Source organism: Streptomyces sp. NPDC056480 (genome assembly GCF_042795405.1).
Taxonomy (GTDB): Bacteria; Actinomycetota; Actinomycetes; order Streptomycetales; family Streptomycetaceae; genus Streptomyces.
In genome coordinates this window covers 1-24,966 of the sequence record NZ_JBHTSA010000060.1, presented here as the reverse complement: position 1 = coordinate 24,966, position 24,966 = coordinate 1, and the positions used below count along the sequence as shown (strand labels likewise).

General features: G+C 71.9%; 24 protein-coding genes and 1 riboswitch. Of the genes, 12 read left to right on the top strand and 12 right to left on the bottom strand.

The genetic code is table 11. The annotated features are described in order from the left end of the window. Positions 1–199 precede the first annotated feature (199 nt). The 5 genes from rlmN (at position 200) to ACFQ79_RS24475 (ending at position 6,048) form a co-directional block, all read left to right on the top strand. On the top strand, positions 200–1,306 hold the full coding sequence (rlmN, locus tag ACFQ79_RS24495) for a 23S rRNA (adenine(2503)-C(2))-methyltransferase RlmN (RefSeq protein ID WP_055598437.1): 1,107 nt from the start codon (positions 200–202) through the stop codon (positions 1,304–1,306). A gap of 29 nt (positions 1,307–1,335) precedes the next feature. Beyond that, a riboswitch (TPP riboswitch) is annotated at positions 1,336–1,446 on the top strand. A 97-nt stretch (positions 1,447–1,543) separates the two neighbouring features. Then, positions 1,544–2,641, top strand: a complete 1,098-nt coding sequence (locus tag ACFQ79_RS24490) for a thiamine ABC transporter substrate binding subunit (protein WP_383586927.1) — start codon at positions 1,544–1,546, stop codon at positions 2,639–2,641. 38 nt (positions 2,642–2,679) lie between these two features. Beyond that, positions 2,680–4,293 (top strand): ABC transporter permease, encoded by a 1,614-nt coding sequence (locus ACFQ79_RS24485; protein ID WP_383586925.1) that lies wholly within the window; start codon positions 2,680–2,682, stop codon positions 4,291–4,293. Next, a complete protein-coding gene (locus tag ACFQ79_RS24480) occupies positions 4,293–5,321 on the top strand; it encodes an ABC transporter ATP-binding protein (RefSeq protein ID WP_383586886.1) in 1,029 nt (342 codons plus the stop codon). The genes ACFQ79_RS24485 and ACFQ79_RS24480 overlap by 1 nt, the downstream gene beginning before the upstream one ends. 79 nt (positions 5,322–5,400) lie before the next feature. Further along, positions 5,401–6,048 (top strand): dihydrofolate reductase family protein, encoded by a 648-nt coding sequence (locus ACFQ79_RS24475; protein ID WP_383586884.1) that lies wholly within the window; start codon positions 5,401–5,403, stop codon positions 6,046–6,048. A 100-nt stretch (positions 6,049–6,148) separates the two neighbouring features. Here the strand turns inward: ACFQ79_RS24475 and ACFQ79_RS24470 are convergent, their stop codons facing one another. From ACFQ79_RS24470 to ACFQ79_RS24450, 5 genes are all read right to left on the bottom strand, one after another. After that, positions 6,149–7,288: an LOG family protein gene (locus tag ACFQ79_RS24470; RefSeq protein WP_383586882.1), complete on the bottom strand. Its 1,140-nt coding sequence runs from the start codon at positions 7,286–7,288 to the stop codon at positions 6,149–6,151. Between the two features lie 98 nt (positions 7,289–7,386). Further along, positions 7,387–8,538, bottom strand: a complete 1,152-nt coding sequence (locus tag ACFQ79_RS24465; RefSeq protein WP_383586879.1) for a hypothetical protein — start codon at positions 8,536–8,538, stop codon at positions 7,387–7,389. Further along, on the bottom strand, positions 8,520–9,248 hold the full coding sequence (locus ACFQ79_RS24460) for an ABC transporter ATP-binding protein (protein ID WP_383586877.1): 729 nt from the start codon (positions 9,246–9,248) through the stop codon (positions 8,520–8,522). Before ACFQ79_RS24460 ends, ACFQ79_RS24465 begins: the two co-directional genes overlap by 19 nt. Before the next feature lie 214 nt (positions 9,249–9,462). After that, positions 9,463–10,842 carry an aspartate aminotransferase family protein gene (locus ACFQ79_RS24455; protein WP_173861483.1) on the bottom strand — a complete coding sequence of 460 codons (1,380 nt, stop codon included), beginning with the start codon at positions 10,840–10,842 and terminating at the stop codon, positions 9,463–9,465. After that, positions 10,827–11,318 (bottom strand): Lrp/AsnC family transcriptional regulator, encoded by a 492-nt coding sequence (locus tag ACFQ79_RS24450; protein WP_030322349.1) that lies wholly within the window; start codon positions 11,316–11,318, stop codon positions 10,827–10,829. Before ACFQ79_RS24450 ends, ACFQ79_RS24455 begins: the two co-directional genes overlap by 16 nt. Positions 11,319–11,523: 205 nt before the next feature. Between ACFQ79_RS24450 and ACFQ79_RS24445 the strand changes: the two genes are divergently transcribed. The 4 genes from ACFQ79_RS24445 (at position 11,524) to ACFQ79_RS24430 (ending at position 15,028) form a co-directional block, all read left to right on the top strand. Next, on the top strand, positions 11,524–12,960 hold the full coding sequence (locus ACFQ79_RS24445) for a gamma-aminobutyraldehyde dehydrogenase (RefSeq protein WP_383586875.1): 1,437 nt from the start codon (positions 11,524–11,526) through the stop codon (positions 12,958–12,960). Between the two features lie 140 nt (positions 12,961–13,100). Next, the gene (locus ACFQ79_RS24440) at positions 13,101–14,267 is read left to right on the top strand and encodes a spermidine/putrescine ABC transporter substrate-binding protein (RefSeq protein WP_383586923.1); all 1,167 of its coding nucleotides are present in this window, start codon (positions 13,101–13,103) and stop codon (positions 14,265–14,267) included. Between the two features lie 53 nt (positions 14,268–14,320). Further along, on the top strand, positions 14,321–14,458 hold the full coding sequence (locus ACFQ79_RS24435; RefSeq protein WP_383586873.1) for a hypothetical protein: 138 nt from the start codon (positions 14,321–14,323) through the stop codon (positions 14,456–14,458). Positions 14,459–14,488: 30 nt separating this feature from the next. Further along, the gene (locus ACFQ79_RS24430; protein ID WP_383586871.1) at positions 14,489–15,028 is read left to right on the top strand and encodes a hypothetical protein; all 540 of its coding nucleotides are present in this window, start codon (positions 14,489–14,491) and stop codon (positions 15,026–15,028) included. 91 nt (positions 15,029–15,119) lie between these two features. Here the strand turns inward: ACFQ79_RS24430 and ACFQ79_RS24425 are convergent, their stop codons facing one another. The 6 genes from ACFQ79_RS24425 to ACFQ79_RS24400 all read right to left on the bottom strand — a co-directional run bounded on the left by ACFQ79_RS24425 (position 15,120) and on the right by ACFQ79_RS24400 (position 20,881). After that, positions 15,120–16,307 carry a serine hydrolase domain-containing protein gene (locus ACFQ79_RS24425; RefSeq protein WP_383586869.1) on the bottom strand — a complete coding sequence of 396 codons (1,188 nt, stop codon included), beginning with the start codon at positions 16,305–16,307 and terminating at the stop codon, positions 15,120–15,122. 96 nt (positions 16,308–16,403) lie between these two features. Beyond that, positions 16,404–17,117 carry a response regulator gene (locus ACFQ79_RS24420; protein WP_383586867.1) on the bottom strand — a complete coding sequence of 238 codons (714 nt, stop codon included), beginning with the start codon at positions 17,115–17,117 and terminating at the stop codon, positions 16,404–16,406. Further along, positions 17,114–18,286: a sensor histidine kinase gene (locus ACFQ79_RS24415; protein ID WP_383586865.1), complete on the bottom strand. Its 1,173-nt coding sequence runs from the start codon at positions 18,284–18,286 to the stop codon at positions 17,114–17,116. Before ACFQ79_RS24415 ends, ACFQ79_RS24420 begins: the two co-directional genes overlap by 4 nt. Next, positions 18,286–19,071 carry an SAM-dependent methyltransferase gene (locus ACFQ79_RS24410; protein ID WP_383586863.1) on the bottom strand — a complete coding sequence of 262 codons (786 nt, stop codon included), beginning with the start codon at positions 19,069–19,071 and terminating at the stop codon, positions 18,286–18,288. Before ACFQ79_RS24410 ends, ACFQ79_RS24415 begins: the two co-directional genes overlap by 1 nt. Further along, positions 19,068–19,793, bottom strand: a complete 726-nt coding sequence (locus ACFQ79_RS24405; RefSeq protein ID WP_383586921.1) for a glycerophosphodiester phosphodiesterase — start codon at positions 19,791–19,793, stop codon at positions 19,068–19,070. Before ACFQ79_RS24405 ends, ACFQ79_RS24410 begins: the two co-directional genes overlap by 4 nt. 56 nt (positions 19,794–19,849) lie before the next feature. Beyond that, positions 19,850–20,881, bottom strand: a complete 1,032-nt coding sequence (locus ACFQ79_RS24400; protein WP_383586861.1) for an adenosine deaminase — start codon at positions 20,879–20,881, stop codon at positions 19,850–19,852. 75 nt (positions 20,882–20,956) lie between these two features. Here ACFQ79_RS24400 and ACFQ79_RS24395 point away from each other — a divergent pair, with 75 nt between their 5' ends. Beyond that, positions 20,957–21,652: a DUF4190 domain-containing protein gene (locus tag ACFQ79_RS24395; protein ID WP_383586859.1), complete on the top strand. Its 696-nt coding sequence runs from the start codon at positions 20,957–20,959 to the stop codon at positions 21,650–21,652. A gap of 184 nt (positions 21,653–21,836) precedes the next feature. Here ACFQ79_RS24395 and ACFQ79_RS24390 read toward each other — a convergent pair whose 3' ends face one another. Continuing rightward, complete coding sequence (locus ACFQ79_RS24390) at positions 21,837–22,388, bottom strand: NADAR family protein (RefSeq protein ID WP_383586857.1); 552 nt, start codon at positions 22,386–22,388, stop codon at positions 21,837–21,839. A 175-nt stretch (positions 22,389–22,563) separates the two neighbouring features. On the opposite strand from ACFQ79_RS24390, the gene ACFQ79_RS24385 reads away from it, so the two are divergent. Then, on the top strand, positions 22,564–24,078 hold the full coding sequence (locus ACFQ79_RS24385; RefSeq protein ID WP_383586855.1) for a gamma-aminobutyraldehyde dehydrogenase: 1,515 nt from the start codon (positions 22,564–22,566) through the stop codon (positions 24,076–24,078). A gap of 49 nt (positions 24,079–24,127) precedes the next feature. Continuing rightward, a partial coding sequence (locus ACFQ79_RS24380) for an extracellular solute-binding protein (RefSeq protein ID WP_383586853.1) occupies positions 24,128–24,966 on the top strand: 839 nt, incomplete at its 3' end.

Sequence of the window (24,966 nt, the reverse complement as noted above, 5' to 3'; positions counted from 1 at the left end):
CGCGCCGGATGTCCGGAGGTACCTCCAACGAGCCGGATCGGCCGTTGGCGGATCGGCCGTTTCCCGCTTCCGAGCCCCGCCCGGGTCCGTCTCCGGGCCGTCCGCGGCCACCCCGGACGGCCCCGGGCCGCCCCGGGCGACCACCACCGGAGGCTCGGGAACCTGGTTACCGCGTTCCGTCTGCGACACTGGGGGAACCATGCCCAAGCCCGGAGAACTCACTTTCGTCGCCCCCCGCGGAGCCAAGAAGCCGCCGCGGCACCTGGCCGACCTCACGCCCGCCGAGCGGAAGGAGGCCGTCGCCGCGATCGGCGAGAAGCCCTTCCGCGCCAAGCAGCTGTCCACCCACTACTTCGCGCGGTACGCGCACGATCCCGCCGAGTGGACGGACATCCCGGCCGCCTCGCGGGAGAAGCTGGCCGGAGAGCTGCTGCCCGATCTGATGTCCGTGGTGCGGCACATCTCGTGCGACGACGACACCACCCGCAAGACCCTGTGGCGGCTGCACGACGGCACGCTCGTCGAGTCGGTGCTCATGCGCTACCCGGACCGGGTGACCATGTGCATCTCCTCGCAGGCCGGCTGCGGGATGAACTGCCCGTTCTGTGCGACGGGGCAGGCCGGGCTCGACCGGAACCTGTCGACCGCCGAGATCGTGCACCAGATCGTGGACGGCATGCGGTCCCTGCGGGACGGGGAGGTGCCCGGGGGACCGGCGCGGCTCTCCAACATCGTGTTCATGGGCATGGGCGAGCCCCTCGCGAACTACAAGCGGGTCGTCGGTGCCATCCGGCGCCTCACCGACCCCGAGCCGGACGGTCTCGGGCTCTCGCAGCGCGGAATCACCGTCTCCACCGTCGGGCTCGTGCCCGCGATGCTGCGGTTCGCCGACGAGGGCTTCAAGTGCCGGCTCGCGGTCTCGCTGCACGCCCCGGACGACGAGCTCCGGGACACCCTGGTGCCGGTCAACACGCGCTGGAAGGTGCGGGAGGTCCTGGACGCGGCCTGGGAGTACGCGGAGAAGTCCGGCCGCCGGATCTCCATCGAGTACGCGCTCATCCGCGACATCAACGACCAGGCCTGGCGCGGCGACCTGCTGGGCCGGCTGCTCAAGGGACGTCGGGTGCACGTCAACCTGATCCCGCTGAACCCGACACCGGGTTCGAAGTGGACGGCGTCGCGCCCGGAGGACGAGAAGGCCTTCGTCGAGGCCATCGCCCGCCACGGCGTCCCGGTGACCGTGCGGGACACCCGCGGCCAGGAGATCGACGGTGCCTGTGGACAGCTGGCGGCCGCCGAGCGCTGACCTTGTACTCTGAGGTCGAACACATCTCCATATTCCGACAGGGGAGCGCCACAGCGCTGAGAGTGCGGTCACCGTAGGACCGCAGACCCTCTGAACCTTGCCCAGGTCATTCTGGGTAGGAAGTTCGGTCGTTAACTCAAGCTGTTGCGCCCTGCCCGCGTCCGGTCCGCCGGTCGTGGGCAGGGCCGCGTCTCTTCCTGGACATACCCAGGAGGAATCTCAGTGAGCACCAATCCGGTGAGCATCAAGAAGGCCGCCGCCGCCGCGCTCGTCGCGGCGCTGGGCGTCACCACCCTCGCCGCCTGCGGCACGGACGACGTCCGCGAGGCGGCCGGCAAGTCCGGCGCGCCCGCGCCGAAGACCGTGACCCTCGTGAGCCACGACTCGTTCAACGCCTCCAAGGAGGTGCTGGCCGAGTTCACGAAGCAGACGGGCTTCACCGTCAAGGTGCTGAAGAGCGGCGACGCGGGCGAGGCCGTCAACAAGGAGATCCTGACCAAGGGCTCCCCGCAGGGCGACGTCTTCTTCGGCGTCGACAACACCCTGCTGTCCCGCGCCCTCGACAACGGCATCTTCGTGCCGTACGCGGCGAAGGGCCTGGACCGCGTCCCGGCCGAGTACCAGCTCGACAAGGAGCAGCGGCGGGTGACGCCGATCGACTCCGGCGACATCTGCGTCAACTACGACAAGAAGTACTTCGCCGACAAGAAGCTGGCCCCTCCGGTGACCTTCGACGACCTGGCGAAGCCGGCGTACCGGGACCTGCTCGTCGTCGAGAACCCCGAGCGGTCCTCCCCGGGCCTCGGCTTCCTCCTCGGTACGGCCGCGAAGTACGGGGACGAGGGCTGGCAGGACTACTGGAAGAAGCTCAAGGCCAACGGCGTGAAGACCGTCGACAGCTGGGAGCTCGCCTACAACCAGGAGTTCTCCGGCTCGGCAGGCGGCAAGCAGGCCAAGGGCGACCGGCCGCTCGTCGTGTCGTACGCCTCCAGCCCGCCGGTCGAGGTGCTCTACGGCGAGCCGCAGCCGAAGACGGCCCCCACCGGGGTCTCCACCGGCACCTGCTTCCGGCAGACCGAGTTCGCGGGCCTGCTGAACGGCGCGAAGAACCCCGAGGGCGGCAAGGCGCTGATCGACTTCCTGATCTCGAAGAGGTTCCAGGAGGACATGCCGCTCCAGATGTTCGTCAACCCGGTGGCCAAGGACGCGGCCCTGCCCGAGCTGTTCACGAAGCACGGCGTGGTGGTCGACAAGCCGGAGACCATGGCGCCCGAGAAGATCGCCGAGAAGCGTGACCCGTGGATCCAGCAGTGGTCGTCGCTCGTTCTGAAGTAGTCCCCGACCGCCGGGGAAGCGCGGCGCGGCTCGGCCTGATGGCCGTGCCCGTCGCCTTCTTCGCGCTCTTCTTCGCCTGGCCCGTCGTCTCGATCGTCGAACGCGGGCTGCGGGTCGACGGGGCGTGGCGGTTCGGGCGGTTCGGCGAGACGCTGAGCCGGCCGGAGATCCTCGACGTCCTGTGGTTCACGCTGTGGCAGGCGCTCGCCTCCACCGGTCTCACCCTGCTGATCGCGCTGCCCGGCGCGTACGTCTTCGCGCGCTTCGAGTTCCGCGGCAAGGGGCTGCTGCGCGCGGTCGTCACCGTGCCCTTCGTGATGCCGACCGTCATGGTCGGTACGGCCTTCCTGGCACTCGTGGGGCGCGGGGGGCTCCTCGACGGGCTGTGGGGCGTTCGGCTCGACACCACGGTCTGGGCGATCCTGATCGCCCATGTGTTCTTCAACTACGCCGTGGTCGTCCGGACCGTCGGGGGCCTGTGGGCGCAGCTCGACCCGCGGCAGGAGGAGGCGGCCCGGGTCCTCGGCGCGTCCCGCTGGAAGGCGTGGCGGAGCGTGACCCTGCCGGCGCTGGCGCCGTCCGTCGCCGCGGCGGCGCTGATGGTCTTCCTGTTCACCGCGAGCTCCTTCGCCGTCGTCCAGATCCTCGGCGGATCCACGTACTCCACCCTGGAGACGGAGATCTACCGGCAGACCGTCGTCCGCTTCGACCTGACGACCGCGGCCGTCCTCACGATGGTGCAGTTCGCCGCCGTCGGCGTCGTCCTCGCCGTGCACGCCCGGACGGTCCGCCGCCGGGAGAGCGCGCTGAAGATGGTGGCCCCTGAGGGGACGGCCCGCCGGCCCCGGGGCATCGGCCAGTGGGCGCTGTTCGCCGCCGTCCTGCTCTCCGTCGCCCTGCTGATCGTGCTGCCGCTCGGGGTGCTCGTCGAGCGGTCCTTCGCCACCTCCCACGGCTACGGACTCGACTACTACCGGGCGCTGCGGACGCCCGACCCCTCCGGCACCTTCCTCGTGCCGCTGCTCGACACGATCGGGAACTCGCTGCGGTACGCCGTCGTCGCCACCCTGATCGCCCTGGTCATCGGAGGGCTCGCCGCGGCGGCGCTGACCCGGCGGGCCGGGCGGCTCGTCCGGGGCTTCGACGCGCTGCTCATGCTGCCGCTCGGGGTGTCGGCGGTGACCGTCGGCTTCGGGTTCCTCATCACGCTCGACGAGCCGCCGTTCGACCTGCGGGCCAGCTGGATCCTGGTACCGCTGGCGCAGGCGCTGGTCGGTGTGCCCTTCGTCGTACGGACGATGCTGCCGGTCCTCCGCGCGGTGGACGAGCGGCTGCGGGAGGCGGCGGCCGTGCTCGGCGCCTCGCCGTGGCGGGCCTGGCGGGAGGTGGACCTGCCGCTGGTGCGGCGGGCGCTGCTGATCGCCGCCGGGTTCGCGTTCGCCGTCTCGCTGGGCGAGTTCGGCGCGACCGTCTTCATCGCCCGCCCCGACGGTCCGACCCTCCCGGTGGCGGTGGCCCGGCTCCTCGGCCGGCCCGGCGAACTCAACTACGGCCAGGCGATGGCCCTCTCGACGATCCTCATGGTGGTGTGCGCGGTGTCCCTGCTGCTGCTCGAACGGCTCCGGACCGAACGCACCTCGGGGGAGTTCTGATGCTGGTACTCGACGGGGCGACCGTACGGTTCGGGGAGCGGGCCGCGCTCGACGCCGTGGACCTGGAGGTCGCCGACCACGAGATCGTGTCCGTGCTCGGGCCGAGCGGCAGCGGCAAGTCCACGCTGCTGCGGGCCGTCGCGGGGCTGCAGGCCCTCGACGGCGGGCGGGTGCTCCTCGGCGGCGCCGACCAGCGCGGGGTGCCGGTGCACCGGCGGGGCGTCGGCCTGATGTTCCAGGACCACCAGCTGTTCCCGCAGCGCGACGTCGGCGGCAACGTCGCCTTCGGCCTGCGGATGCGCGGGGCAGGCAAGGCCGAGCAGGCCGAACGGGTGGCGGAGCTGCTCGACCTCGTCGGCCTGCCGGGCGCAGGACGGCGGTCCGTCGCCGCGCTCTCCGGCGGTGAGCAGCAGCGTGTCGCGCTGGCCCGCGCCCTGGCGCCGCGGCCCCGGCTGCTGATGCTCGACGAGCCGCTCGGCCAGCTCGACCGGGGGCTGCGGGAGCGGCTCGTGGTGGAGCTGCGGCAGCTCTTCGGGCGGCTGGGCACGACGGTGCTCGCGGTGACCCACGACCAGGGCGAGGCGTTCGCGCTGGCCGACCGGGTGGTGGTCATGCGGGACGGACACATCGCCCAGTCGGGTGCGCCCGTCGAGGTGTGGTCGCGGCCGGCCTCGGAGTTCGTGGCCCGCTTCCTGGGGTTCGACAACGTGGTTCCGGCGCGGGTGACCGGGCCGGTCGCGGAGACCGTCTGGGGGAAGGTCCCGGTGCCGGACGGCTCGCCGCAGGGCGAGCGGCGGCTCCTGGTCCGGCCCGGCGGGGTGCGGCTCGTGCCCGTCGAGAAGGGATCGGCCTGGACGGTCGAGTCCCGGACGTTCCGGGGCAGCCATGTGGCCGTACGGCTCCGCCCGGTGGACGGACCGCCGCTGGACGCGGAGCTTCCGCTGCGGGAGGTGCCGGGGGAGGGCGACGCGGTGGGGGTGGAGTTCCGTCCGGAGGACGTGGTGGTGCTGGGGGACGACATTCCGTAGCGGGTGCGATGAGTTTCGCGGTCCGGTGGAGTCTCCTGGGTGTTCGTCATGTCTGTGTCGACCACGCGGGAGGAACCCCATGGGCCAGCTGCTCAGAGTCCAGAACTTCATGGTCTCGTCCGACGGATTCGGTACGGGGGAGGGCCAGAGCCTGGAGCATCCCTTCGGGCACGCGGATCCCGGGGCCATGTTCGCCTGGGCGGGTGCCACGGCCAGCTGGCCCAACCGCACCGATCCCGGGGGCAGCCGCGGCCTCGACGACTACTTCACCCGTGACTTCTCGCACAACATCGGCGCCGAGATCATGGGCCGCAACAAGTTCGGGCCCCAGCGCGGTCCCTGGCAGGACCACGAGTGGCAGGGCTGGTGGGGTGACGAGCCGCCGTTCCACACGCCAGTGTTCGTCATGACGCACCACCCGCGTCCCTCGTTCACGCTCTCCGACACCACGTTCCACTTCGTCGACGGAGACCCGGCGAGCGTGCTGGAGCGGGCGAAGGAGGCGGCGGACGGCAAGGACGTCCGGCTCGGCGGCGGGGCGACCGTCGTCCGCGAGTTCCTCGACGCCGACCTCGTCGACACCCTGCACGTCGCGGTCGCGCCGGTGAAGCTCGGTTCCGGGGTACGGCTCTGGGAGTCGCCCGACGAGCTCCTCGACCGGTTCCATCGCGACGTCGTGCCCAGCCCTGGCGGTGCGGTGACGCACCACCTCTTCTGGCGGAAGTGACCCGGAGCCCCTTCGGCGTCGTGTTCCGGGCCCTCCGGCGCCGGGACCCGGGGGCGTCGGCCCGGAGGCCGGTCCCGCTCCGCCGTGCGGCCGAGCCCGGCTAGGCCTTCGTGAGCCGCTCCAGGGCGTCCGGTGCCTCGTCGATCGAGTCCACGAGGGCGATGCGGGCCGCCATCGGACGGCCCGCCGCCAGGGCCTCCAGGAGGGGCCAGGCCGGAAGGCGCTCCGTCCAGTGGGCGCGGTCGACCAGGACCATCGGGGTCGGCCGGCCCTGGGACGGGTAGTAGTTCGGGGTCGCGTCGTCGAAGATCTCCTGGACCGTGCCCGCCGCGCCCGGCAGGAAGACGACGCCCGCCGTGGAGCGGGAGAGGAGGCCGTCCTCCCTCGTGGCGTTGGCGAAGTACTTGGCGATGCGGCCCGCGAAGGCGTTCGGCGGCTCGTGGCCGTAGAACCAGGTGGGGATGCCCACCGAGTCGCCGCCGTGCGGCAGGCGGGCCCGTACCCGGAAGGCCGCCCGGGCCCACTCCGTCACCGAGGGCGCGAAGGACGGGACCGCGGCCAGCTCGGCGAGTGCCTCCGTCAGGGCCTCGTCGGGGAACGGCGCCACGTACGCGCCGAGGTTCGCGGCCTCCATCGCGCCGGGGCCGCCGCCGGTCGCCACGGTGAGCCCGGCGCGCGCCAGCGCTCTGCCGAGCCTGGCGGCGCCCGCGTACGCCTCGGTGCCCCGGCCCATCGCGTGGCCGCCCATCACGCCGACGACCCGGGCCCCGTCGAGGAGTTCGTCGAGGGCGTCGGAGACGGCGTCGTCGTGGATCGAGCGGATCATCGAGGCGAGGATGTCGCCGTCCGCCCGGGTCCGGCCGAACCAGGCGTACGCGAGGGCGTCGGGCGTCCCCTCGTACCCCGTGTCCGCGAGCCCGTCGAACAGCTCGTCGGGGGAGTAGAGCGCCGCCCGGTAGGGGTCGACGGGCAGGTCGGGGACGGGCGGGAACACGAGCGCGCCCTCGGCGCGGACCTTGGCGGACGCTTCCGGTTCCATCGGGCAGCCGAGGAACACGGCGCCGGCGGTCACGGCGGTCAGGAGGGCGAAGGTCCGGTCGGTGAGGTCGACGGACTGCACGCGGTACCCGGCGAGCGAGCCGGGCCGGGCGACCGCCTCGTCGAAGGCTTCGAGCGTGTGGATCTCGCGCCCGTGCCCGCGTGGTCCGGGCGGCCGGTGTGCCGGGGGGAGCGTCGCCATGGGCCCACGATAGGGGCGGCACCGGGGTGCCGCCCCTGGAGGTGTCGTGCCCGCCGGCCGGGCCGGTGGCCCGGCCGGAGGGCCACCCGTTCGGTGTCTCAGCCGGTCAGCGGCAGCGCCGCCAGTTCCGCCACGGCCCACGTGAGGGGGAGGAAGACCGCGAGCAGCACGCCGGCGCGCATCAGGGCCGCCGAGCGGAGGACCGTGGGCGGGGCGCCGATGCGGAGGAGGGCCTCGGTGGTGTGGGCGCGGCACTGCTTGGACTCCAGGGCCGCGGTGAGGAGGGTCGCCGTCGTGCAGGCCAGGATGAGGGCCGCGCCCAGGCCGGTGAGCGGGCCGAAGGCGCCGGGGCCGGTGCCCGCGTCGTCCAGGGCCGCCGCCGCGAGCGTTCCGGAGATCACCGCGCTGACCACGCCCAGGGGACGGCCGATACGGCGGGACTCGTCCATCAGGACGCGGCCCGCGAGCAGCCGGGTGGCACCCGGCCGGACGGACTGGAGGAGGCGGCCGCAGCCGTGGACCAGCCCGGGGCCCGCCAGCGCGAGGCCGACGGCGGTGAGGACCCAGCCGGCCAGGACGCCCGCCGGGTTGCCGTCGAAGCGCCCCGGCAGGGGGAGTCCGCCGGCGGCGCCGCTGCGGCCCGCGTACGTCTCGACGGCCAGCCCGACCGCGACCAGGGCGATCCCCCACGGCAGCCCGGAAGGCGTCGGCTTCTCCGCGCCCTCCGGTGCGGCGGGCGCGGTGCGCGGGCGCAGGGCGAGGCCGGCGCCGGTGGCCGCGACCACCGGGACGACGGCGAGCAGGGTGAGGGCGGCGGCGAGCGGCATCGGCTGGTCGGCGGCGAGGAGGTCGGCGGCGGCCCCGTCGAAGGGCAGCCCCGTGATGTCGCCGCGCAGGTGCAGGTAGAACAGCAGCGCGACCATGGAGCCGAGCGTGCAGGCGACGGCCGTCGACGCGGCCGCGATCGCGGTGAGGCGGGCGGGGCCGAGGCCGATCGCGGAGAGCCCGGGGCGCGGCCGGGTGCTGGGGTCGGTCCGGGCCACCGCGACCGCGAACTGGACGGTCGCGGCGAGCGGCAGGACGCACCAGAGGAGCCGCAGCACGGACGCCGATGACCGCTCCGGGTGCCCGACCGCGTATCCGAGGGTGCAGAGCAGGAGGAAGCCGACCCCCGCCGCCGCGGCGGCGACGAGGAGCCGGCGCGTCTGGACGAGGGGGTGGGCCCCGCGGGCTAGACGGAGAGCGAGCACGCCGCGACGCCCTCCGCCCCTGACGCCGGCGGTACGGTGCCGACCCGGCGTCCGTCGAGGAGTGCGACCGTGCGGTCGGCGAGCGCCGCCACCTCGGCGTCGTGGGTGGCGAGGAGCACGGTGATGCCGTGCGAGCGGGCGGCGGCGGTCAGGGTGCGCAGCACCTGGGCGCCGTCGGCCCGGTGCAGGATCGCGGTGGGTTCGTCGGCGAACAGCACGGAGGGGGTGGTGACCAGCGCGCGGGCGATCGCGATGCGCTGGCGCTCCGCGTGGGTGAGGGCGTGCGGGCGCTTGCGGGCGCAGGCGCCGATGTCCAGGCGCTCGAGCCACTCCATGGCGGCGGTCCTCGCGGCCCGGTGGGAGGTGCCGCGGAGCAGCAGGGGCAGGGCCGTGTTCTCCCAGCCGGTGAGCTCGGGGACGAGTCCGGGCTCGGGGTCGATCCAGCCGAAGCGGTCGCGGCGGAGCCGTTCGCGGTCGGCGGGGCTCAGGGTGTGCACGGGGCTGCTGTTGAACCAGACCTCGCCCTGCTGGGCGAGGAGCTGGCCGGACAGGCACCGCATGAGGGTGGTCTTGCCGCTGCCGCGCGGGCCGACGAGGGCGAGGATCTCGCCCTCGCGGACGCCGAGGGAGACGCCGCTGAGGGCGTCCGAACCGCCCAGGGCGCAGTGCAGGGAACGCGCCCAGAGCACGTCGTTGTCCGGTGGGGCCATCGCGTACACCTCGATGTCGGATCCGATCTGTGTCCCCCGTCCGGGGGAACGAAAGGACGGGCCTGTCGGTCACTGGGCACCGTAAGTATTCGGATCCGTTTGTACGGACAGCACGCGGCCCGGGCCGCCGCCATCCACTCGGATGGCGGCATGCCCGGGCCGGGGTCACGCCGTGAGGGCGGCGTGATGTCGTGTGCCTAGCGGGGCGGGGACCTTAGAGCTTGGTCCAGGCCTCGGTGAGCACCGAGCGCAGGATGCCTTCGATCTCGTCGAAGGTGCCCTGGTCGGCGATCAGCGGCGGGGCGAGCTGGATGACCGGGTCGCCACGGTCGTCGGCACGGCAGTACAGACCGTTCTCGAACAGCGCCTTGGAGAGGAAGCCGTAGAGGACGCGCTCGGTCTCCTCGTCCGTGAAGGACTCCTTGGTGACCTTGTCCTTGACGAGCTCGATGCCGTAGAAGAAGCCGTTGCCGCGGACGTCGCCGACGATCGGGAGGTCGTGCAGCTTCTTCAGGGTGTCGAAGAAGTTGCCCTCCTGGTCGAGGACGTGCTGGTTCAGGCCTTCCTTGTCGAAGATGTCGAGGTTGGCGATGGCGACCGCCGACGACACCGGGTGGCCACCGAAGGTGTAGCCGTGGAGGAAGGTGTTGTCGCCCTTGTAGAAGGGCTCCGCGATGCGGTCCGAGACGATGCAGGCGCCGATCGGGGAGTAGCCCGAGGTCATGCCCTTGGCGCAGGTGATCATGTCCGGCACGTAGCCGAACTTGTCACAGGCGAACATCGTGCCGAGGCGGCCGAAGGCGCAGATCGTCTCGTCGGAGACGAGCAGCACGTCGTACTGGTCGCAGATCTCGCGGACGCGCTGGAAGTAGCCGGGCGGCGGCGGGAAGCAGCCACCGGCGTTCTGCACCGGCTCGAGGAAGACGGCCGCGACGGTGTCGGCGCCCTCGAAGAGGATCTGCTGCTCGATCTGGTCGGCGGCCCAGCGGCCGAAGGCCTCGGGGTCGTCGCCGTGGATCGGGGCGCGGTAGATGTTGGTGTTCGGCACCTTGTGCGCGCCGGGGACCAGCGGCTCGAAGGGGGCCTTCAGGGCCGGCAGGCCGGTGATGGACAGGGCGCCCTGCGGGGTGCCGTGGTAGGCGACCGCACGCGAGATGACCTTGTACTTGGTGTGCTTGCCCTGCAGCTTGAAGTACTGCTTGGCGAGCTTCCACGCGGTCTCGACGGCCTCGCCGCCACCGGTGGTGAAGAAGACCTTGTTCAGGTCACCCGGCGCGTAGTCCGCGAGACGCTCGGCGAGCTCGACGGCCTTGGGGTGCGCGTACGACCACACGGGGAAGAACGCGAGCTCCTGGGCCTGCTTGTACGCGACCTCGGCCAGTTCCTTGCGGCCGTGTCCGGCGTTGACCACGAAGAGACCCGCGAGACCGTCGAGGTAGCGCTTGCCCTTGTCGTCGAAGATGTAGGTGCCCTCACCACGCACGATGGTGGGAACGGGCGAGTTCTCGTACGACGACATGCGGGTGAAGTGCATCCACAGGTGGTCGTACGCGGTCTTGGAGAGGTCCTGGGTCACGATTATCGAGTTCCCCACATATAGGTCTGCTTCTTGAGCTTGAGGTAGACGAAGCTCTCGGTGGAGCGCACGCCGGGGAGGGTGCGGATGCGCTTGTTGATCACATCCAGCAGGTGGTCGTCGTCCTCGCAGACGACCTCCACCATCAGGTCGAAGGAGCCCGCGGTCATCACCACGTACTCGCATTCGGCCATGGCCGTCAGGGCTTCCGCAACCGGATCAAGGTCACCCTCGACGTTGATGCCGACCATCGCCTGCCGCCGGAAACCCACGGTGAGCGGGTCGGTGACGGCGACGATCTGCATGACGCCCTGGTCGAGCAGCTTCTGGACGCGCTGCCGCACGGCGGCCTCGGAGAGGCCCACGGCCTTGCCGATCGCCGCGTAGGGACGGCGACCGTCCTCCTGGAGCTGTTCGATGATCGCCAGGGAGACGGCGTCGATCGTCGGGGACGAACCGGTTCCGGTTCTGGGTTCTGTGCTTCGACTGGCCACGGCTTCACTGTGCACCGAGAATGTCGGTCTTGCAACCCCAGAGCGATGAAATTCGTTGTCGAGCGGCTCGAAACTCACGGAATCCGAAGTTGGAGAGGGTTGGGCCTGTTGAAAGCGTCTGCCGAGCGACTAGGCTGAGGTGTCTCGCCCATCGGGACACCGCACAAGGACGTGCGACGACAGAACGTGACAGGAGGGGTGGCAAGTGACCACCGAGCTGCGCCGGCTGCGTAACTACATCAACGGGGAGTTCCGCGACGCGGCCGACGGCCGCACCATCGAGGTGGTCAACCCGGCCACCGGCGAGGTGTACGCCACCTCCCCGCTCTCGGGACAGGCTGACGTCGACGCCGCGATGGAGGCCGCCGCGGCCGCCTTCCCCGCCTGGCGTGACAGCACGCCGTCCGAGCGCCAGAAGGCGCTCCTCAAGATCGCCGACGCCTTCGAGGAGCGCGCCGAGGACCTGATCGCCGCCGAGGTCCAGAACACCGGAAAGCCCGTCGCCCTCACGGCGAGCGAAGAGATCCCGCCGATGGTGGACCAGATCCGCTTCTTCGCCGGTGCCGCCCGGCTGCTCGAGGGCCGCTCGGCCGGCGAGTACATGGAGGGCATGACCTCCATCATCCGCCGCGAGCCCGTGGGCGTCTGTGCCCAGGTCGCGCCGTGGAACTACCCGATGATGATGGCCGTGTGGAAGTTCGCCCCGGCGCTCGCCGCGGGCAACACCGTCGTCCTCAAGCCCTCGGACACGACCCCCGCGTCGACCGTCCTGATGGCGGAGATCATCGGCCAGATCCTCCCCAAGGGCGTCTTCAACGTCGTCTGCGGCGACCGCGAGACGGGCAAGGCGATGGTCGAGCACCCGACCCCCGCCATGGCCTCCATCACCGGCTCGGTACGCGCCGGCATGCAGGTCGCCGAGTCGGCCGCCAAGGACGTCAAGCGCGTCCACCTGGAGCTGGGCGGCAAGGCCCCGGTCGTGGTCTTCGAGGACACCGACATCGACAAGGCCGTCGAGGACATCTCCGTCGCCGGCTTCTTCAACGCCGGCCAGGACTGTACGGCCGCGACCCGCGTCCTCGTGCACGAGTCCATCCACGACGAGTTCGTCGCCGCGCTCGCCAAGGCCGCCTCCGAGACCAAGACCGGTCAGCCGGACGACGAGGACGTGCTCTACGGCCCGCTCAACAACGCCAACCAGCTGAAGCAGGTCACCGGCTTCATCGACCGCCTCCCGGCGCACGCCAAGGTCCAGGCCGGCGGCCACCGGGTCGGCGACAAGGGCTACTTCTACGCCCCGACCGTCGTCTCCGGCCTCAAGCAGGACGACGAGATCATCCAGAACGAGGTCTTCGGCCCCGTCATCACCGTCCAGTCCTTCGAGGACGAGGCGCAGGCCCTGGAGTTCGCGAACGGCGTCGAGTACGCCCTCGCCTCCTCCGTCTGGACCAAGGACCACCAGCGCGCCATGCGCATGTCCAAGTCCCTCGACTTCGGCTGCGTGTGGATCAACACCCACATCCCGCTGGTCGCCGAGATGCCGCACGGCGGCTTCAAGAAGTCCGGCTACGGCAAGGACCTCTCCGCCTACGGCTTCGAGGACTACACGCGCATCAAGCACGTCATGACCTCCCTGGGCTGAACCCCCTGAACGCAACGCGGCCCCGGCACCCCGGTCGACAGGGTGTCGGGGCCGCGTCGCGTCGCTCGACGGAGCGTCCATTGCCCCGGCCGGTGGCCTGCCGCGATGCTGCACGGGTGAGAGCGACAGCCAGGAACAACATCTCCCGCCGGTCCCTGCTGCGCGGCATCGGCGGTGCGGGGGCCGCGAGCCTGCTCGCCGCCGGATGCGGGGTCCCCGCCGCCTATGTCGACGAGGGCGACCGGGCCGGCCGCGACCTCTCCGCCCGGGACAGGACGCTCGACTTCGCCAACTGGCCGCTCTACATCGACACCGATGACGAGGACGCCAGGAAGCGCCCGACCCTCGACGCGTTCAGGAAGCGCACCGGCATCTCCGTCCGGTACACCGAGGAGATCAACGACAACGACGAGTTCTTCGGCAAGATCAGCCCGTCCCTGATGAACCACCAGGAGACCGGCCGCGACCTGATCGTCGTCAGCGACTGGATGGCCGCCCGCTTCGTCCGCCTCGGCTGGGCCCAGGAGATGAACCGCGCCGCCCAGCCGAACGTCACCGAGCACCTCGACCCGCAGCTCCGCTCGCCCGCCTTCGACCCGGGCCGGCTGCACAGCGTCCCCTGGCAGTCCGGGATCACCGGCATCGCGTACAACCGCAGGAAGCTCGGCAGGGAGCTCCGCTCCACCAAGGAGCTGTGGGCCGACGACCTGCGCGGCAAGGTCACCCTGCTGTCCGGGCTCGACGAGTCCTTCGCCCTGCTGATGATGGGCAGGGGCGTCGACGTCACCCGGTGGACCGGCGACGACTTCCACGCCCTGTGCGAGCAGATCGAGGGCCTCGTGAAGAAGCGGCACATCCGCCGCTTCACCGGGAACGACTACATCAAGGACCTGTCGACCGGCGACGTGCTGGCCTGCCAGGCGTACTCGGGCGACGTCATCCAACTCCAGGCCGACAACCCGGACATCGAGTTCGTCGTTCCCGAGGAGGGCGCCGAACTGTGGGCCGAGTCCCTCATGATCCCCAACCTCGCGCACCACAAGACCAACGCCGAGAAGCTCGTCGACTACTACTACGAGCCCGAGGTCGCCGCCGAACTCGCCGCCTGGGTCAACTACGTCTGTCCGGTGCCGGCCGCGCAGAAGGTCCTCGCGGACTCCGGTGACGAGGAGCTCGTGGCGCTCGCGGAGGACCCGCTGATCTTCCCGGACGCGGACATGCGCGGGCGTCTCGCGATCGCCCGGGACATCACCGCGCAGGAGCGGCAGGACTTCACGAAGCGGTGGAACGCGATCGTCGGTCTCTGAGCTCTCCTGATGTGACCGCATCCCGCTCGAACTCCGCCTTCTGACAGGGGGCGTTGAACGGCTTCGGCCTGCACGGCCTCGTCCGCCTCGCGCAGGCCGGACTCCGGGGCACGGTCACCGGCCTGGGAGTGGCGGCGGCCGCCACCGTCGTCGCGCACGCGGTGGCGCGTCGGCCGACCCCCCGTTTCTGAACGCGTTCAAGAGGGGCGTACGCTGCCCCCATGAGCGACTCGAACGGGCCGAGAGCCCTTCTCACGCGCATCCGCGTCTGGCTGATCGTCTTCGTCGTCTGCCTGGTCCTGAGCGGGATCACCGCGTTCCCGCTCGTCACCGAACTCCGGCTGCTGGACTCCTCGCTCGACGGATGGGCGGCTCCCGTGGCCGACCTCCTCCCCGGGCTCGCCGAATGGATCGACCGGGTGCGGGGCGGCTTGGAGACCGCCGACGAGCAGGCCCCGTACCTGCTCTACGGCACCGACTGGCTCGCCTTCGCCCACCTCGTCATCGCGGTGGCCTTCTACGGCGCCTACCGCGACCCCGTCCGCAACATCTGGGTCGTCGAGTTCGCCATGATCGCCTGCGTCGGCATCATCCCGCTCGCCCTGATCTGCGGGCCCCTCCGGGGCATCCCCTTCTGGTGGTCGGTCATCGACATGTCCTTCGGAGTCATCGGGATCCTGCCGCTGCTCCACGTGCGCCGGCTGATCAAGCGGCTCGAAGCCGCTCCGGCGCAGGAGCCCGTGCCGGCGGGGACCCGCTAGCCGGACCGGTGCCCGCTGGTCCGGCCCGTGCCCGCTGGTCCGGCCCGTGCCCGCTGGTCCGGCCCGTGCCCGCTGGTCCGGCCCGTGCCCGCTAGTCCGGCAGGCCGTACGCCGCGACCATGAGGTTCAGGGCGGTCGGGTTCATGTCCTGGCCCTTCGCGTCGGTGGAGTTGACGCTGTAGACGAGGGTGCGCGCGCCGTCGCGGGTGGAGGCGACGGCCGCGTTGTACCCCCAGCGGCCGCCGGTCTTGCCCCAGACCTCGCGGCCGCCGAGCCTCTTCATCGACAGGCCCGCGGAGTACGCGGCCGGGTCGCCGGACTTCAGGTCCGCGACCTTCGGCAGGGTGAACATCTCCTCCAGGAGCGGCCCGCGCACCACCCGGCCCGCGAACAGCGCCCGGGTGAACCGCTCCAGGTCGGCCGTGGTCGAGACGAGGTCGCCTGCCGCCCAGCCGTCCGTCGCCCGCCACACCGAGACGTCCCGCAGGCCGGTCGTCCCGTCGTCGAGCCGCATGGTCTGGTAGCCGTGGTTGTACGGGCCGGCGATCTCGGCCGCGGCGCCCGGGAGATAGGTGTCCCGCAGGCCCAGCGGGCGCAGGATCCGCCGCTCCACCTGGTGCTCGTACGAGTCGCCCGTCACCCGCTCCACGATCAGACCGGCGATCGTGTAACCGATGTTGAGGTAGTGCTGCTTCGCGCCGGGCCGGAACTCGCGCGGCTTCGCCGTCGCCGAGCGGACCATGACCTCCGGGCTGTGGACGTCGAAGCGGTGGGCGTACCACTCCTCGACCGTGTCGCCGACGGCGAGCTCGGGGGCCGGGATGCCATGGGTGTGGTTCAGGAGCTGGCGCACGGTCACCGTGGCGTACCGGCCGGGGATGAGCTCCGGCAGGTACGAGCGGGCCGTCCGGTCCAGGTCGATCCGGCGCTCGGCCGCCAGCTGCAGGACGGTCGCGGCCGTGAAGACCTTCGTCACCGATCCGGCGCGGAAGCGGGCGGCCGGGTCCGCCGGGGCGCCGGTCGCCAGTTCATGGACCCCTGAACTGCCCTGCCAGGAACCCTCGGTGCCGCCGACCCGGACGAGCGCGGCCGTGGCGTCGGCCCGCGGGAGGCCGGCGATCACCGCGCTCAGGTCCGGGCTGGTCGACCGTGCGGCCGACGCCGCCGCCGTGGGCGTCGAGAGGGCCGTGGGCGTCGCGAAGGCCGGGGCCAGGGCCGGGCCCGCCGCGACCCCCAGGACCAGCGCGGTGGCGAGCAGCGTGCGGGTGGACGTCCTCATGGTCAACTCCGGTGGTGTGAGCCGTTGTTCTCGATGGCTCCATCCTGCTGACCTGCGGCGATCGGCGGATCGCCCGCACCGGCGGTCTTCCGCCGGTCAGTTCCTCGCCGACGCGGGGGAGGGACCCGGCCCCTCGCCTCCCCCGGGCGGGGGAGAGCCCGCCGCGACCAGACCCGTCTCGTACGCGCAGATCACCGCCTGGATCCGGTCCCGCAGGCCGAGCTTGGCGAGCACGTTCCCCACGTGGGTCTTCACCGTGTGGTCGCTGACCACCAGCTCCGCCGCGATCTCCGCGTTGGACAGCCCGCGCGCGAGGAGCAGCAGGGTCTCCCGCTCCCGGCCCGTCAGCACGTCGAGCCGCGGGTCGGGGGCGGTCCTGCGCGGGCCGCCCGCGGTGTACTGCTCCACCAGACGGCGGGCCACGGAGGGCGCGAGCAGCGAGTCACCGGCCGCCACCACCCGTACCGCGTGCACCAGGTCGTCCCTGCGCACGTCCTTGAGGAGGAAGCCGCTCGCGCCCGCGTGCAGCGCCTCGTACACGTACGCGTCGGTGTCGAAGGTCGTGAGGATCACCGTCCGGCAGCCGGTGCCCGCGCTGATCGCCCGGCAGGCCTCGATGCCGTCGGTGCCGGGCATCCGGATGTCGAGCAGCGCCACGTCGGGGGCGTGCCGGCGCACCGCCTCGACGGCCTCGGCGCCGTCCCCGGCCTCGGCCACGACCTCGATGTCCGGCTGCGCGTCGAGGATCATCGCGAAGCCGCTGCGGACCAGTTCCTGGTCGTCCGCGACCACCACCCGGATCGTCGTCATCTCCCCACCTCCGCCGTGGAGGGTACGGGGAGCAGGACCCGCACCTCGAAGCCCCGGCCGCCCGGTCCCGGGCCGGTCGTCGCCGTCCCGCCGTGCGCGGCGGCCCGCTCCCGGATGCCGGTGAGGCCGTGGCCGCCGGAGCCGCGACCCGCCGGCCCCGGCGCGGGGCCGCGCCCGTCGTCCGTCACCGTGACCCACAGGGCGCCGTCGGCATGGGCGAGCCGGACGTCGGCCCGGCGGGCGCCCGCGTGCCGGACGACGTTCGTCAGGGCCTCCTGCACGATCCGGTAGGCGCTCGCGCCGGTCGCCGCCGGCAGCGCCCGCACCCCGCCCTCCGTCGTGTACTCCACCAGCAGGCCGCCGGACCTCACCCGCTCCACCAGTGCGGGGATCCCGGAGAGGTCCGGCTGCGGCTCGCGCGGCGGCGCCCCCTCGGGCCCCTCCCGCAGCAGCCCCAGCATCTGCCGCAGCTGGGCCATCGCCTCGCGGCCCGTCTCCGAGATCGCCTCGAACGCGGCCTCCGCGCGCTCCGGTGCCGTCCGTACCGCCACCGGGCCCGCCTCCGCCTGCACGATCATCAGGCTCACCGCGTGCGACAGGATGTCGTGCATCTCCCGTGCGATCCGGGCCCGTTCGCGCGCGGCGGCCCGCTCCGCCTCGATCCGGTGCGCGCGCTGCCGGGCGTCCTGGAGCCGGCCGAAGACATAGGCGGCGCCGAACACGAAGAGCGAGAAGGTCAGTTCACGGGCCGACCGGGTGTTGAGCCAGACCGAGGCGGGCACCGCGACGACCAGGAGCCCGGCCGTCGCGAGCCGCTTCACCGGCGGGGAGACGTGCGCGATCGTGTAGACGATGACGAGCCCGGTGTACGGCAGCGGCTGGCCCGGTCCCTCCAGGGCCAGGACGTACAGCGTGCTCGTGGCCAGGATCGCCAGGAGCACGGCGACGGGCGCCCGCCGCCGCCAGACGAGCGGGACCACCGTGAGCGTCGTCAGTCCGTACGCGGCCCAGGTCGCCGGTTCGAGTTCCGGCCCGCGCGGCACCACGAACGGCATCGTCATCGCCGCCTGGACGAGCAGCGCGATCCCCAGGTCCACCGCCCACGGGTTCGCCCCGCCCCAGGTGCGCGCCCGCTCCCACCGGCCGCGGACCTCCCCCCGTACATGCATTACGGCTTGCGGCCCACCGCGCCGAACTGCGCCACCACGGGCGCGTCCTCGGTCGTCGCGCGCCAGCGCGAGCAGGAGAGGATGCCCGGCTCCAGGAGGTCGAGGCCGTCGAAGAAGGAGGCGAACTCGGTGCGGCTGCGGGCGGTGATCGGCGGGGTCGCGTTCTCGTTCCAGAACGCCATGGCCGCCTTGTTGCCCTCGCCGCCGAGCTCCGGCTCCAGGGTGGGGTGGGTCAGGACCAGGTGGCTGCCGGAAGGGACGGCGTCCATCAGGGTGCGGACGATCGTCCGGGCTTCGGCGGTGTCCAGGACGAAGTTGAGGATGCCGAGCATCATCACGGCGACCGGCCGGGACAGGTCGAGCGTCGCACCGGCCGCCGCCAGGATCTTCTCCGGGTCGTGGGCGTCGGCGTCCACGTACTCCGTGACACCCTCCGGCGCGCTGGTCAGGAGCGCGCGGGCGTGGGTGAGGACGATCGGGTCGTTGTCGACGTAGACGATCCGGGCGTCGGGCGCGGACCGCTGGGCGACCTCATGGGTGTTGTCGGCGGTCGGCAGGCCCGTACCGATGTCGAGGAACTGGCGCGTCCCGGCGTCCGCGGCGAGGAAGGTGACGGCGCGGCCGAGGAACGCCCGGTCCGCGCGGGCCACTTCGCCGATGCTCGGGTAGAAGCCGGTGACCTGGTCGCCGACCGCGCGGTCGACCGGGTAGTTGTCCTTGCCGCCCAGCCAGTAGTTCCACACCCGGGCGTTGTGCGCGATGTCGGTCCGGATCCGGTCGTTCATCCCTGAGCCTTTCGCAGGACGGCGGCGAGTGCGTCGACCCGGTTCGTGGTGATCGAGTCGACCCCGTTCCCGATCAGCTTACGCATGGTGCGGGAGGTGTCCGCCGTCCAGGCCGAGACGAGGAGACCGTCCCGGTGCACCCGGTCCGTCAGGGCCCGACTCACCAGGCCGAAGCGGTAGTTGAGCCAGCGCGGCCGGACCACGTCGAGCAGGATCGGGCGGGGCGGCGCGAGCGAGGTCCAGGTGAGGGCGATCTCGGCGGCCGGGTCGGCGGCGCGCACCTGGAGCATGGCGACGGCCCCGGCGCAGTAGTAGACGCGTTCCCCCGCGCCGCACTCGCGGACCGTACGGACGATGGCGCGGACCGAGTTCTCGTCGCCGCCCGGCAGGTCCAGCATCAGCCGCCTGTCCCCGGCGGTGAGCAGCGCCTCGCGCAGGGTCGGGACCCCGCCGTACGTCAGCTCCCGGACCTGCTCGTGCGAGAGCGCGGAGAGCGGGCGGTCGTGGCCCCACAGGCGCTTCAGGGTGTCGTCGTGGAGGAGGACGGGCACGCCGTCCTTCGTCAGCCGGACGTCGACCTCGACCGCGTCCGCCCCCCGCCCGATCGCCGAGGCGATCGAGTCGAGGGTGTTCTCGCGGACGCGGTACGGGTCGCCGCGATGGCCCACGACGGTGACGGAGGCCGTGGCCTCGGCGGCTTTCACGACGGCGGTCGGGTCCATGGCGGTGTCGGAGTCCATGGGCCCATTCTCGCCGTCGTGGGCGCGCGGGCCAGTCGTCAGCGCGCGAGCCAGGTGTCGGTGTACGTGTCGATCTCGGCGGCGATCCTGGCCTTCCCTGCCGGGTCGAGGAACGAGGCCTCCACCGCGTTCTTCGCGAGGGCGGCGACACCGCGCTCGTCGAGGCCGAGGAGCCGGGCGGCGACCGCGTACTCGTTGTTGAGGTCGGTGCCGAACATCGGCGGGTCGTCGCTGTTGATCGTGACGAGGACGCCGGCGTCCACCATCTGCCGGATCGGGTGCTCGTCGAGGGTGGCGACGGCGCGGGTGGCGATGTTGGAGGTCGGGCAGACCTCCAGGGCGATGCGGTGCTCCGCCAGGTGGGCGAGGAGCGCCGGGTCCTGGACCGAGCTGGTGCCGTGGCCGATGCGCTCGGCGCCCAGGTCGTTGATGGCGTCCCAGACCGTCTGCGGGCCGGTCGTCTCGCCCGCGTGCGGGACGGAGCGCAGGCCGGCCGCCCGTGCCCGGTCGAAGTACGGCTTGAACTGCGGGCGCGGCACGCCGATCTCCGGGCCGCCGAGCCCGAAGGAGACCAGGCCCTCGGGGCGCAGTCCGTCGGTGGTGGCGAGACGGGCGGTCTCCTCGGCGGAGACCAGGCCGGCCTCGCCCGGGATGTCGAAGCACCAGCGCAGGATGGTGCCGAACTCGGCCTCGGCCGCCTTGCGGGCGTCCTCGATGGCGGCCATGAAGGCACGCTCGTCGATGCCGCGGCGGGTGGAGGAGTAGGGGGTGATGGTCAGCTCGGCGTACCGGATGTTCTGCCGGGCCATGTCACGGGCGACCTCGAAGGTCAGCAGCCGGACGTCCTCGGGGGTGCGGACCAGGTCGACGACCGAGAGGTAGACGTCGATGAAGTGCGCGAAGTCGGTGAACGTGAAGTAGTCGGTCAGCGCCTCCGGGTCCGTGGGGACCTTGGAGTCGGGGTGCCGGGCGGCGAGCTCGGCGACGATCCGGGGCGAGGCGGAGCCGACGTGGTGGACGTGCAGCTCTGCCTTGGGCAGGCCCGCGATGAAGGGATGGAGATCGGTCATCCCGTCATCGTAGGCCGGACGGTTACCCCTCAGGGGTGAGGCCGTAGCATGGCGGGACCATGATGGGGGAGGCCCATGTCTGACAACCAAGACCAGTCGCGGGGCGGGTACGACCCGACGGACCCGTGGGCTCCGCCGAACCGCGACGGGGTGGAACTGAGCAAGCCGACGACTCCGTCGCCGTCGCCGGTGCACGACCAGCAGACCGTCACGTCCGTTCCGCTGGCGCAGCCCGGCCCCACCGACGTGCCGCCGCCGCCGGTCGCACCCGGCGGGCCCGCGGCCACGCCCGGCGCGTACGGCTACCCGGCGGCGGACACGTCCGGCGGATACGGGTACCCGTCGGCGGTGACCCCGCCGCCCGCCCCGACGGGCTCCGGGTACGGCTATCCCGGCTACCCGTCGGCCGGCGGCTACCCCGGCCAGGCCGGCTGGCAGCAGTCGCCGTCCAACGGCATGGGGACGGCCTCGATGGTGCTCGGCATCATCGCGGTGGCGGGCTTCTGCATGTACGGCCTGGGTGTGGTCCTCGGCATCCTGGCGCTGATCTTCGGCATCATCGGCATCAAGAAGTGCGGCCGGGGCGAGGCGACCAACCGGGGCATGGCCATCGCGGGCATCGTGCTCGGTGCCATCGGCACCCTGGTCAGCGCCGTCTTCCTGGGCTTCGTGATCTGGGCGGTCAGCCAGGACTCGACGTCCTTCGAGGACTCCGGCTACGACGAGGACCCGTTCGCGTCGAGCCTGGTGGTCGAGAGCGGCAGCCGCTGAGCCACCCGCGGTCACTCCGGGTGATCCCACCCCGAGCGGCCCGCGGTCACCCCGGGTGATCCCACGGCCGAGGGCCCCGCACCTCACGAGGTGCGGGGCCCTCGGCGTCCCGTCGGCGCTTCGCACCCGCCCCGGAGCCGCCGGCCCGGTGCTTCGCACGCGCCCGACGTCCCCCGGCGCCTCCTCACGCGCCCTGGCGCAGCCGTTCCCGGGCCTCCATCAGGGCGAAGCCCAGGAGGTTGTCGCCGCGCCAGTTCGCCGGGTCGTGGGCGCGCGGGTCGTCGGCGGCCAGGCCGATGCCCCAGACGCGGTCCACGGGGCTCGCCTCCACCAGGACCCGGGTGCCGGTGCCGAGGAGATAGCCGCGCAGGGCCTCGTCCGAGGAGAACTTGTGGACGCTGCCCTCGACGACGATCCCGAAGCGCTCCCGCGCCCACACCGTCTCGTCGAAGCCCCGGACGAGCCGCCCCGCCTTCTTGGCCTCGGCGGGGGTACGGGCGGACAGCGCGGCCCGCTCCGCCTCGGCGTCCTCGAAGAGCCGGGCCTTGGCCGCCATCATCCAGTGCTCGGCGGTCGCGTACGACACGCCGTCGACCACGAAGGGGGCCGGCCACCACTGGCTGAGACAGCTCGCCGAGAGCCGCCCGTCCGGGTGCGGTCGGTGACCCCAGAAGTGCAGCCACTTCACCCGGTCACCCCTGTTGACCTGCTGTATCAGAGACTCGCGCTCGCTCATGCACGCGAGTGTGGCATCCGCCACGGACACTTAGTACGGAGATGATCCGGCCGCCTCGACACATGGTCGACCGATTCCGTCGCGTAACCAAAAGGCAACAACGGAATCACTTGTTGGGCCATCGTCCCTCTGTCAGGATCGGCACTCAATTCGAGCTGGAACAACGGAGAGCGTCATGGGCAACCGCTTCCAGGTGACGGACCGCTTCGCGGACGGCGCACAGTACATCGGCGGGCGGCTCCGCGCCGGAACCTCCGGTCAGGAACACAGCGTGATCGATCCGGCGACCGGGGAGAGCGTGTACACCTACACGCTCGCCTCCACCGCCGACGTGGACGAGGCGGTCGCCGCCGCCAAGGCCGCCTTCCCCGGCTGGGCCGGCGCCACCCCGGGAGAGCGTTCCGACGCGCTCCACCGCTTCGCCGGCGTCCTCGCCGAGTGGGCCGAGGACTTCGCCCGCGTCGAGTCCCTCCAGTGCGGCAAGCCGCTCAAGCTCACCACCGAGTTCGACGTGCCCGGCACCGTCGACAACGCCGCCTTCTTCGCGGGGGCGGCCCGCCACCTCCAGGGCCAGTCCGCCGCCGAGTACAGCGGCGACCACACCTCGTACATCCGCCGCGAACCCCTCGGCGTCGTCGGCTCCATCGCCCCCTGGAACTACCCGCTCCAGATGGCCGCCTGGAAGATCCTCCCGGCCATCGCCGCCGGCAACACGATCGTCCTCAAGCCCGCCGAGCTCACCCCGCTGACCTCCCTGATGTTCGCGCAGGCGGCGAAGGAGGCCGGCATCCCCGACGGTGTGGTCAACATCGTCAACGGTGCCGGGAAGACCGTCGGCGAACACCTCGTCGGCCACCCCGACGTCGTCATGACCTCCTTCACCGGTTCCACCCCCGTCGGCAAGCGGGTCGCCGAGATCGCCACCGCCACCGTGAAGCGCCTCCACCTCGAACTCGGCGGCAAGGCCCCCTTCGTGGTCTTCGACGACGCCGACCTGGAGGCCGCCGCCCACGGCGCCGTCGCCGCCTCCCTCATCAACAGCGGCCAGGACTGCACCGCCGCCACGCGCGCGTACGTCCAGCGCCCGCTCTTCGACGCGTTCGTCGCGCGCGTCGCCGAACTGATGGAGACCGTCCGGCTCGGCGACCCCTTCGACCCGGCCACCGACCTCGGCCCGCTCGTCAGCCACCGCCACCGCGACGGCGTCGCCGCCTTCGTGGAGCGGGCCCGCGGCTACGCCACCGTCGTCACCGGCGGGGAAGCCCCTGGCGGAGACCTCAAGGACGGTGCGTACTATCGTCCGACCCTGATCACCGGCGCCGCGCAGGACAGTGAGGTCGTGCAGTCGGAGATCTTCGGCCCGGTCCTGGTGGCCCTGCCCTTCGACGGCGACGACGAGGGCATCCGGCTCGCCAACGACACCCCGTACGGCCTGGCCGCCTCGGCCTGGAGCCGGGACGTCTACCGGGCCAACCGCGCCACCCGGGAGATCAAGGCCGGCTGTGTCTGGGTCAACGACCACATCCCGATCATCAGCGAGATGCCCCACGGCGGCACCAAGGCATCGGGCTACGGGAAGGACATGTCGGCGTACTCCTTCGAGGAGTACACGCAGGTCAAGCACGTGATGTTCGACAACACCGCGGTCGCCGCGAAGGACTGGCACCGCACGATCTTCGGGGACCGATAGCAATTCGCCGCCCGACCGGCGGCCCTCCCATCCCGAAAGGGCACAGCGCATGGAGCAGTACGAGCCCGACAGCCTCTCCGCCGCGCAGACGGCGGCGATACGTCGCAGCCTGACGAGCGGCCGGGGCGCCCTCACCCGCCGTTCGATGCTGCGCGCGGGCGGTGTCGGCGCGCTCACCGTCGGAGGCCTCGCCTCCCTGAGCGCCTGTGGCATCCCGCCGGCCAAGCGGGAGGGCCAGGGGCCCGCCTCCACCGACGTGTCGGCCAAGGAGAAGACCCTCGCCTTCTCCAACTGGACCGAGTACATGGACGTCAGCGAGGACGAGAAGTCCCGCCCGACCCTGGAGGCGTTCACGAAGCGCACCGGGATCAAGGTCAAGTACACCGAGGACATCAACGACAACGTCGAGTTCTTCGGCAAGATCAAGCCGCAGCTCGCCGCCGGCCAGGACACCGGCCGCGACCTCATATGCGTCACCGACTGGCTCGCCGCCCGGATGATCCGGCTCGGCTGGGCCCAGAAGCTCGACCCCTCGAACCTCCCCCACGCGTACGCGAACCTCTCCGCCCAGTTCCGCAGCCCCGACTGGGACCCGGGCCGCGCCTACTCGTACCCGTGGACCGGCATCTCCACGGTCATCGCGTACAACGTCAAGGCGACCGGCGGGAAGAAGGTCGACTCGGTCACCCAGCTCCTCGACGACCCCTCGCTCAAGGGCCGGGTCGGCTTCCTCACCGAGATGCGGGACTCCGTCGGCATGACCCTGCTCGACCTCGGCAAGGACCCCGGCTCCTTCACGGACGCCGACTACGACGCGGCGATCGGACGCCTCCAGAAGGGCGTCGACAAGAAGCAGATCCGTCGCTTCACCGGCAACGACTACACCTC

What these genes read in the sequence shown, in the direction of transcription:
- ACFQ79_RS24475 (WP_383586884.1), top strand. Translation starts at nt 5,401, where the DNA reads ATGGGCCAGCTGCTCAGAGTCCAGAACTTCATGGTCTCGTCCGACGGA.
- ACFQ79_RS24410 (WP_383586863.1), bottom strand. Translation starts at nt 19,071, where the DNA reads ATGAACGACCGGATCCGGACCGACATCGCGCACAACGCCCGGGTGTGG.
- ACFQ79_RS24485 (WP_383586925.1), top strand. Translation starts at nt 2,680, where the DNA reads ATGGCCGTGCCCGTCGCCTTCTTCGCGCTCTTCTTCGCCTGGCCCGTC.
- ACFQ79_RS24395 (WP_383586859.1), top strand. Translation starts at nt 20,957, where the DNA reads ATGTCTGACAACCAAGACCAGTCGCGGGGCGGGTACGACCCGACGGAC.
- ACFQ79_RS24460 (WP_383586877.1), bottom strand. Translation starts at nt 9,248, where the DNA reads ATGGCCCCACCGGACAACGACGTGCTCTGGGCGCGTTCCCTGCACTGC.
- ACFQ79_RS24425 (WP_383586869.1), bottom strand. Translation starts at nt 16,307, where the DNA reads ATGAGGACGTCCACCCGCACGCTGCTCGCCACCGCGCTGGTCCTGGGG.
- ACFQ79_RS24480 (WP_383586886.1), top strand. Translation starts at nt 4,293, where the DNA reads ATGCTGGTACTCGACGGGGCGACCGTACGGTTCGGGGAGCGGGCCGCG.
- rlmN (WP_055598437.1), top strand. Translation starts at nt 200, where the DNA reads ATGCCCAAGCCCGGAGAACTCACTTTCGTCGCCCCCCGCGGAGCCAAG.
- ACFQ79_RS24400 (WP_383586861.1), bottom strand. Translation starts at nt 20,881, where the DNA reads ATGACCGATCTCCATCCCTTCATCGCGGGCCTGCCCAAGGCAGAGCTG.
- ACFQ79_RS24415 (WP_383586865.1), bottom strand. Translation starts at nt 18,286, where the DNA reads ATGCATGTACGGGGGGAGGTCCGCGGCCGGTGGGAGCGGGCGCGCACC.
- ACFQ79_RS24470 (WP_383586882.1), bottom strand. Translation starts at nt 7,288, where the DNA reads ATGGCGACGCTCCCCCCGGCACACCGGCCGCCCGGACCACGCGGGCAC.
- ACFQ79_RS24430 (WP_383586871.1), top strand. Translation starts at nt 14,489, where the DNA reads ATGAGCGACTCGAACGGGCCGAGAGCCCTTCTCACGCGCATCCGCGTC.
- ACFQ79_RS24405 (WP_383586921.1), bottom strand. Translation starts at nt 19,793, where the DNA reads ATGGACCCGACCGCCGTCGTGAAAGCCGCCGAGGCCACGGCCTCCGTC.
- ACFQ79_RS24385 (WP_383586855.1), top strand. Translation starts at nt 22,564, where the DNA reads ATGGGCAACCGCTTCCAGGTGACGGACCGCTTCGCGGACGGCGCACAG.
- ACFQ79_RS24390 (WP_383586857.1), bottom strand. Translation starts at nt 22,388, where the DNA reads ATGAGCGAGCGCGAGTCTCTGATACAGCAGGTCAACAGGGGTGACCGG.
- ACFQ79_RS24420 (WP_383586867.1), bottom strand. Translation starts at nt 17,117, where the DNA reads ATGACGACGATCCGGGTGGTGGTCGCGGACGACCAGGAACTGGTCCGC.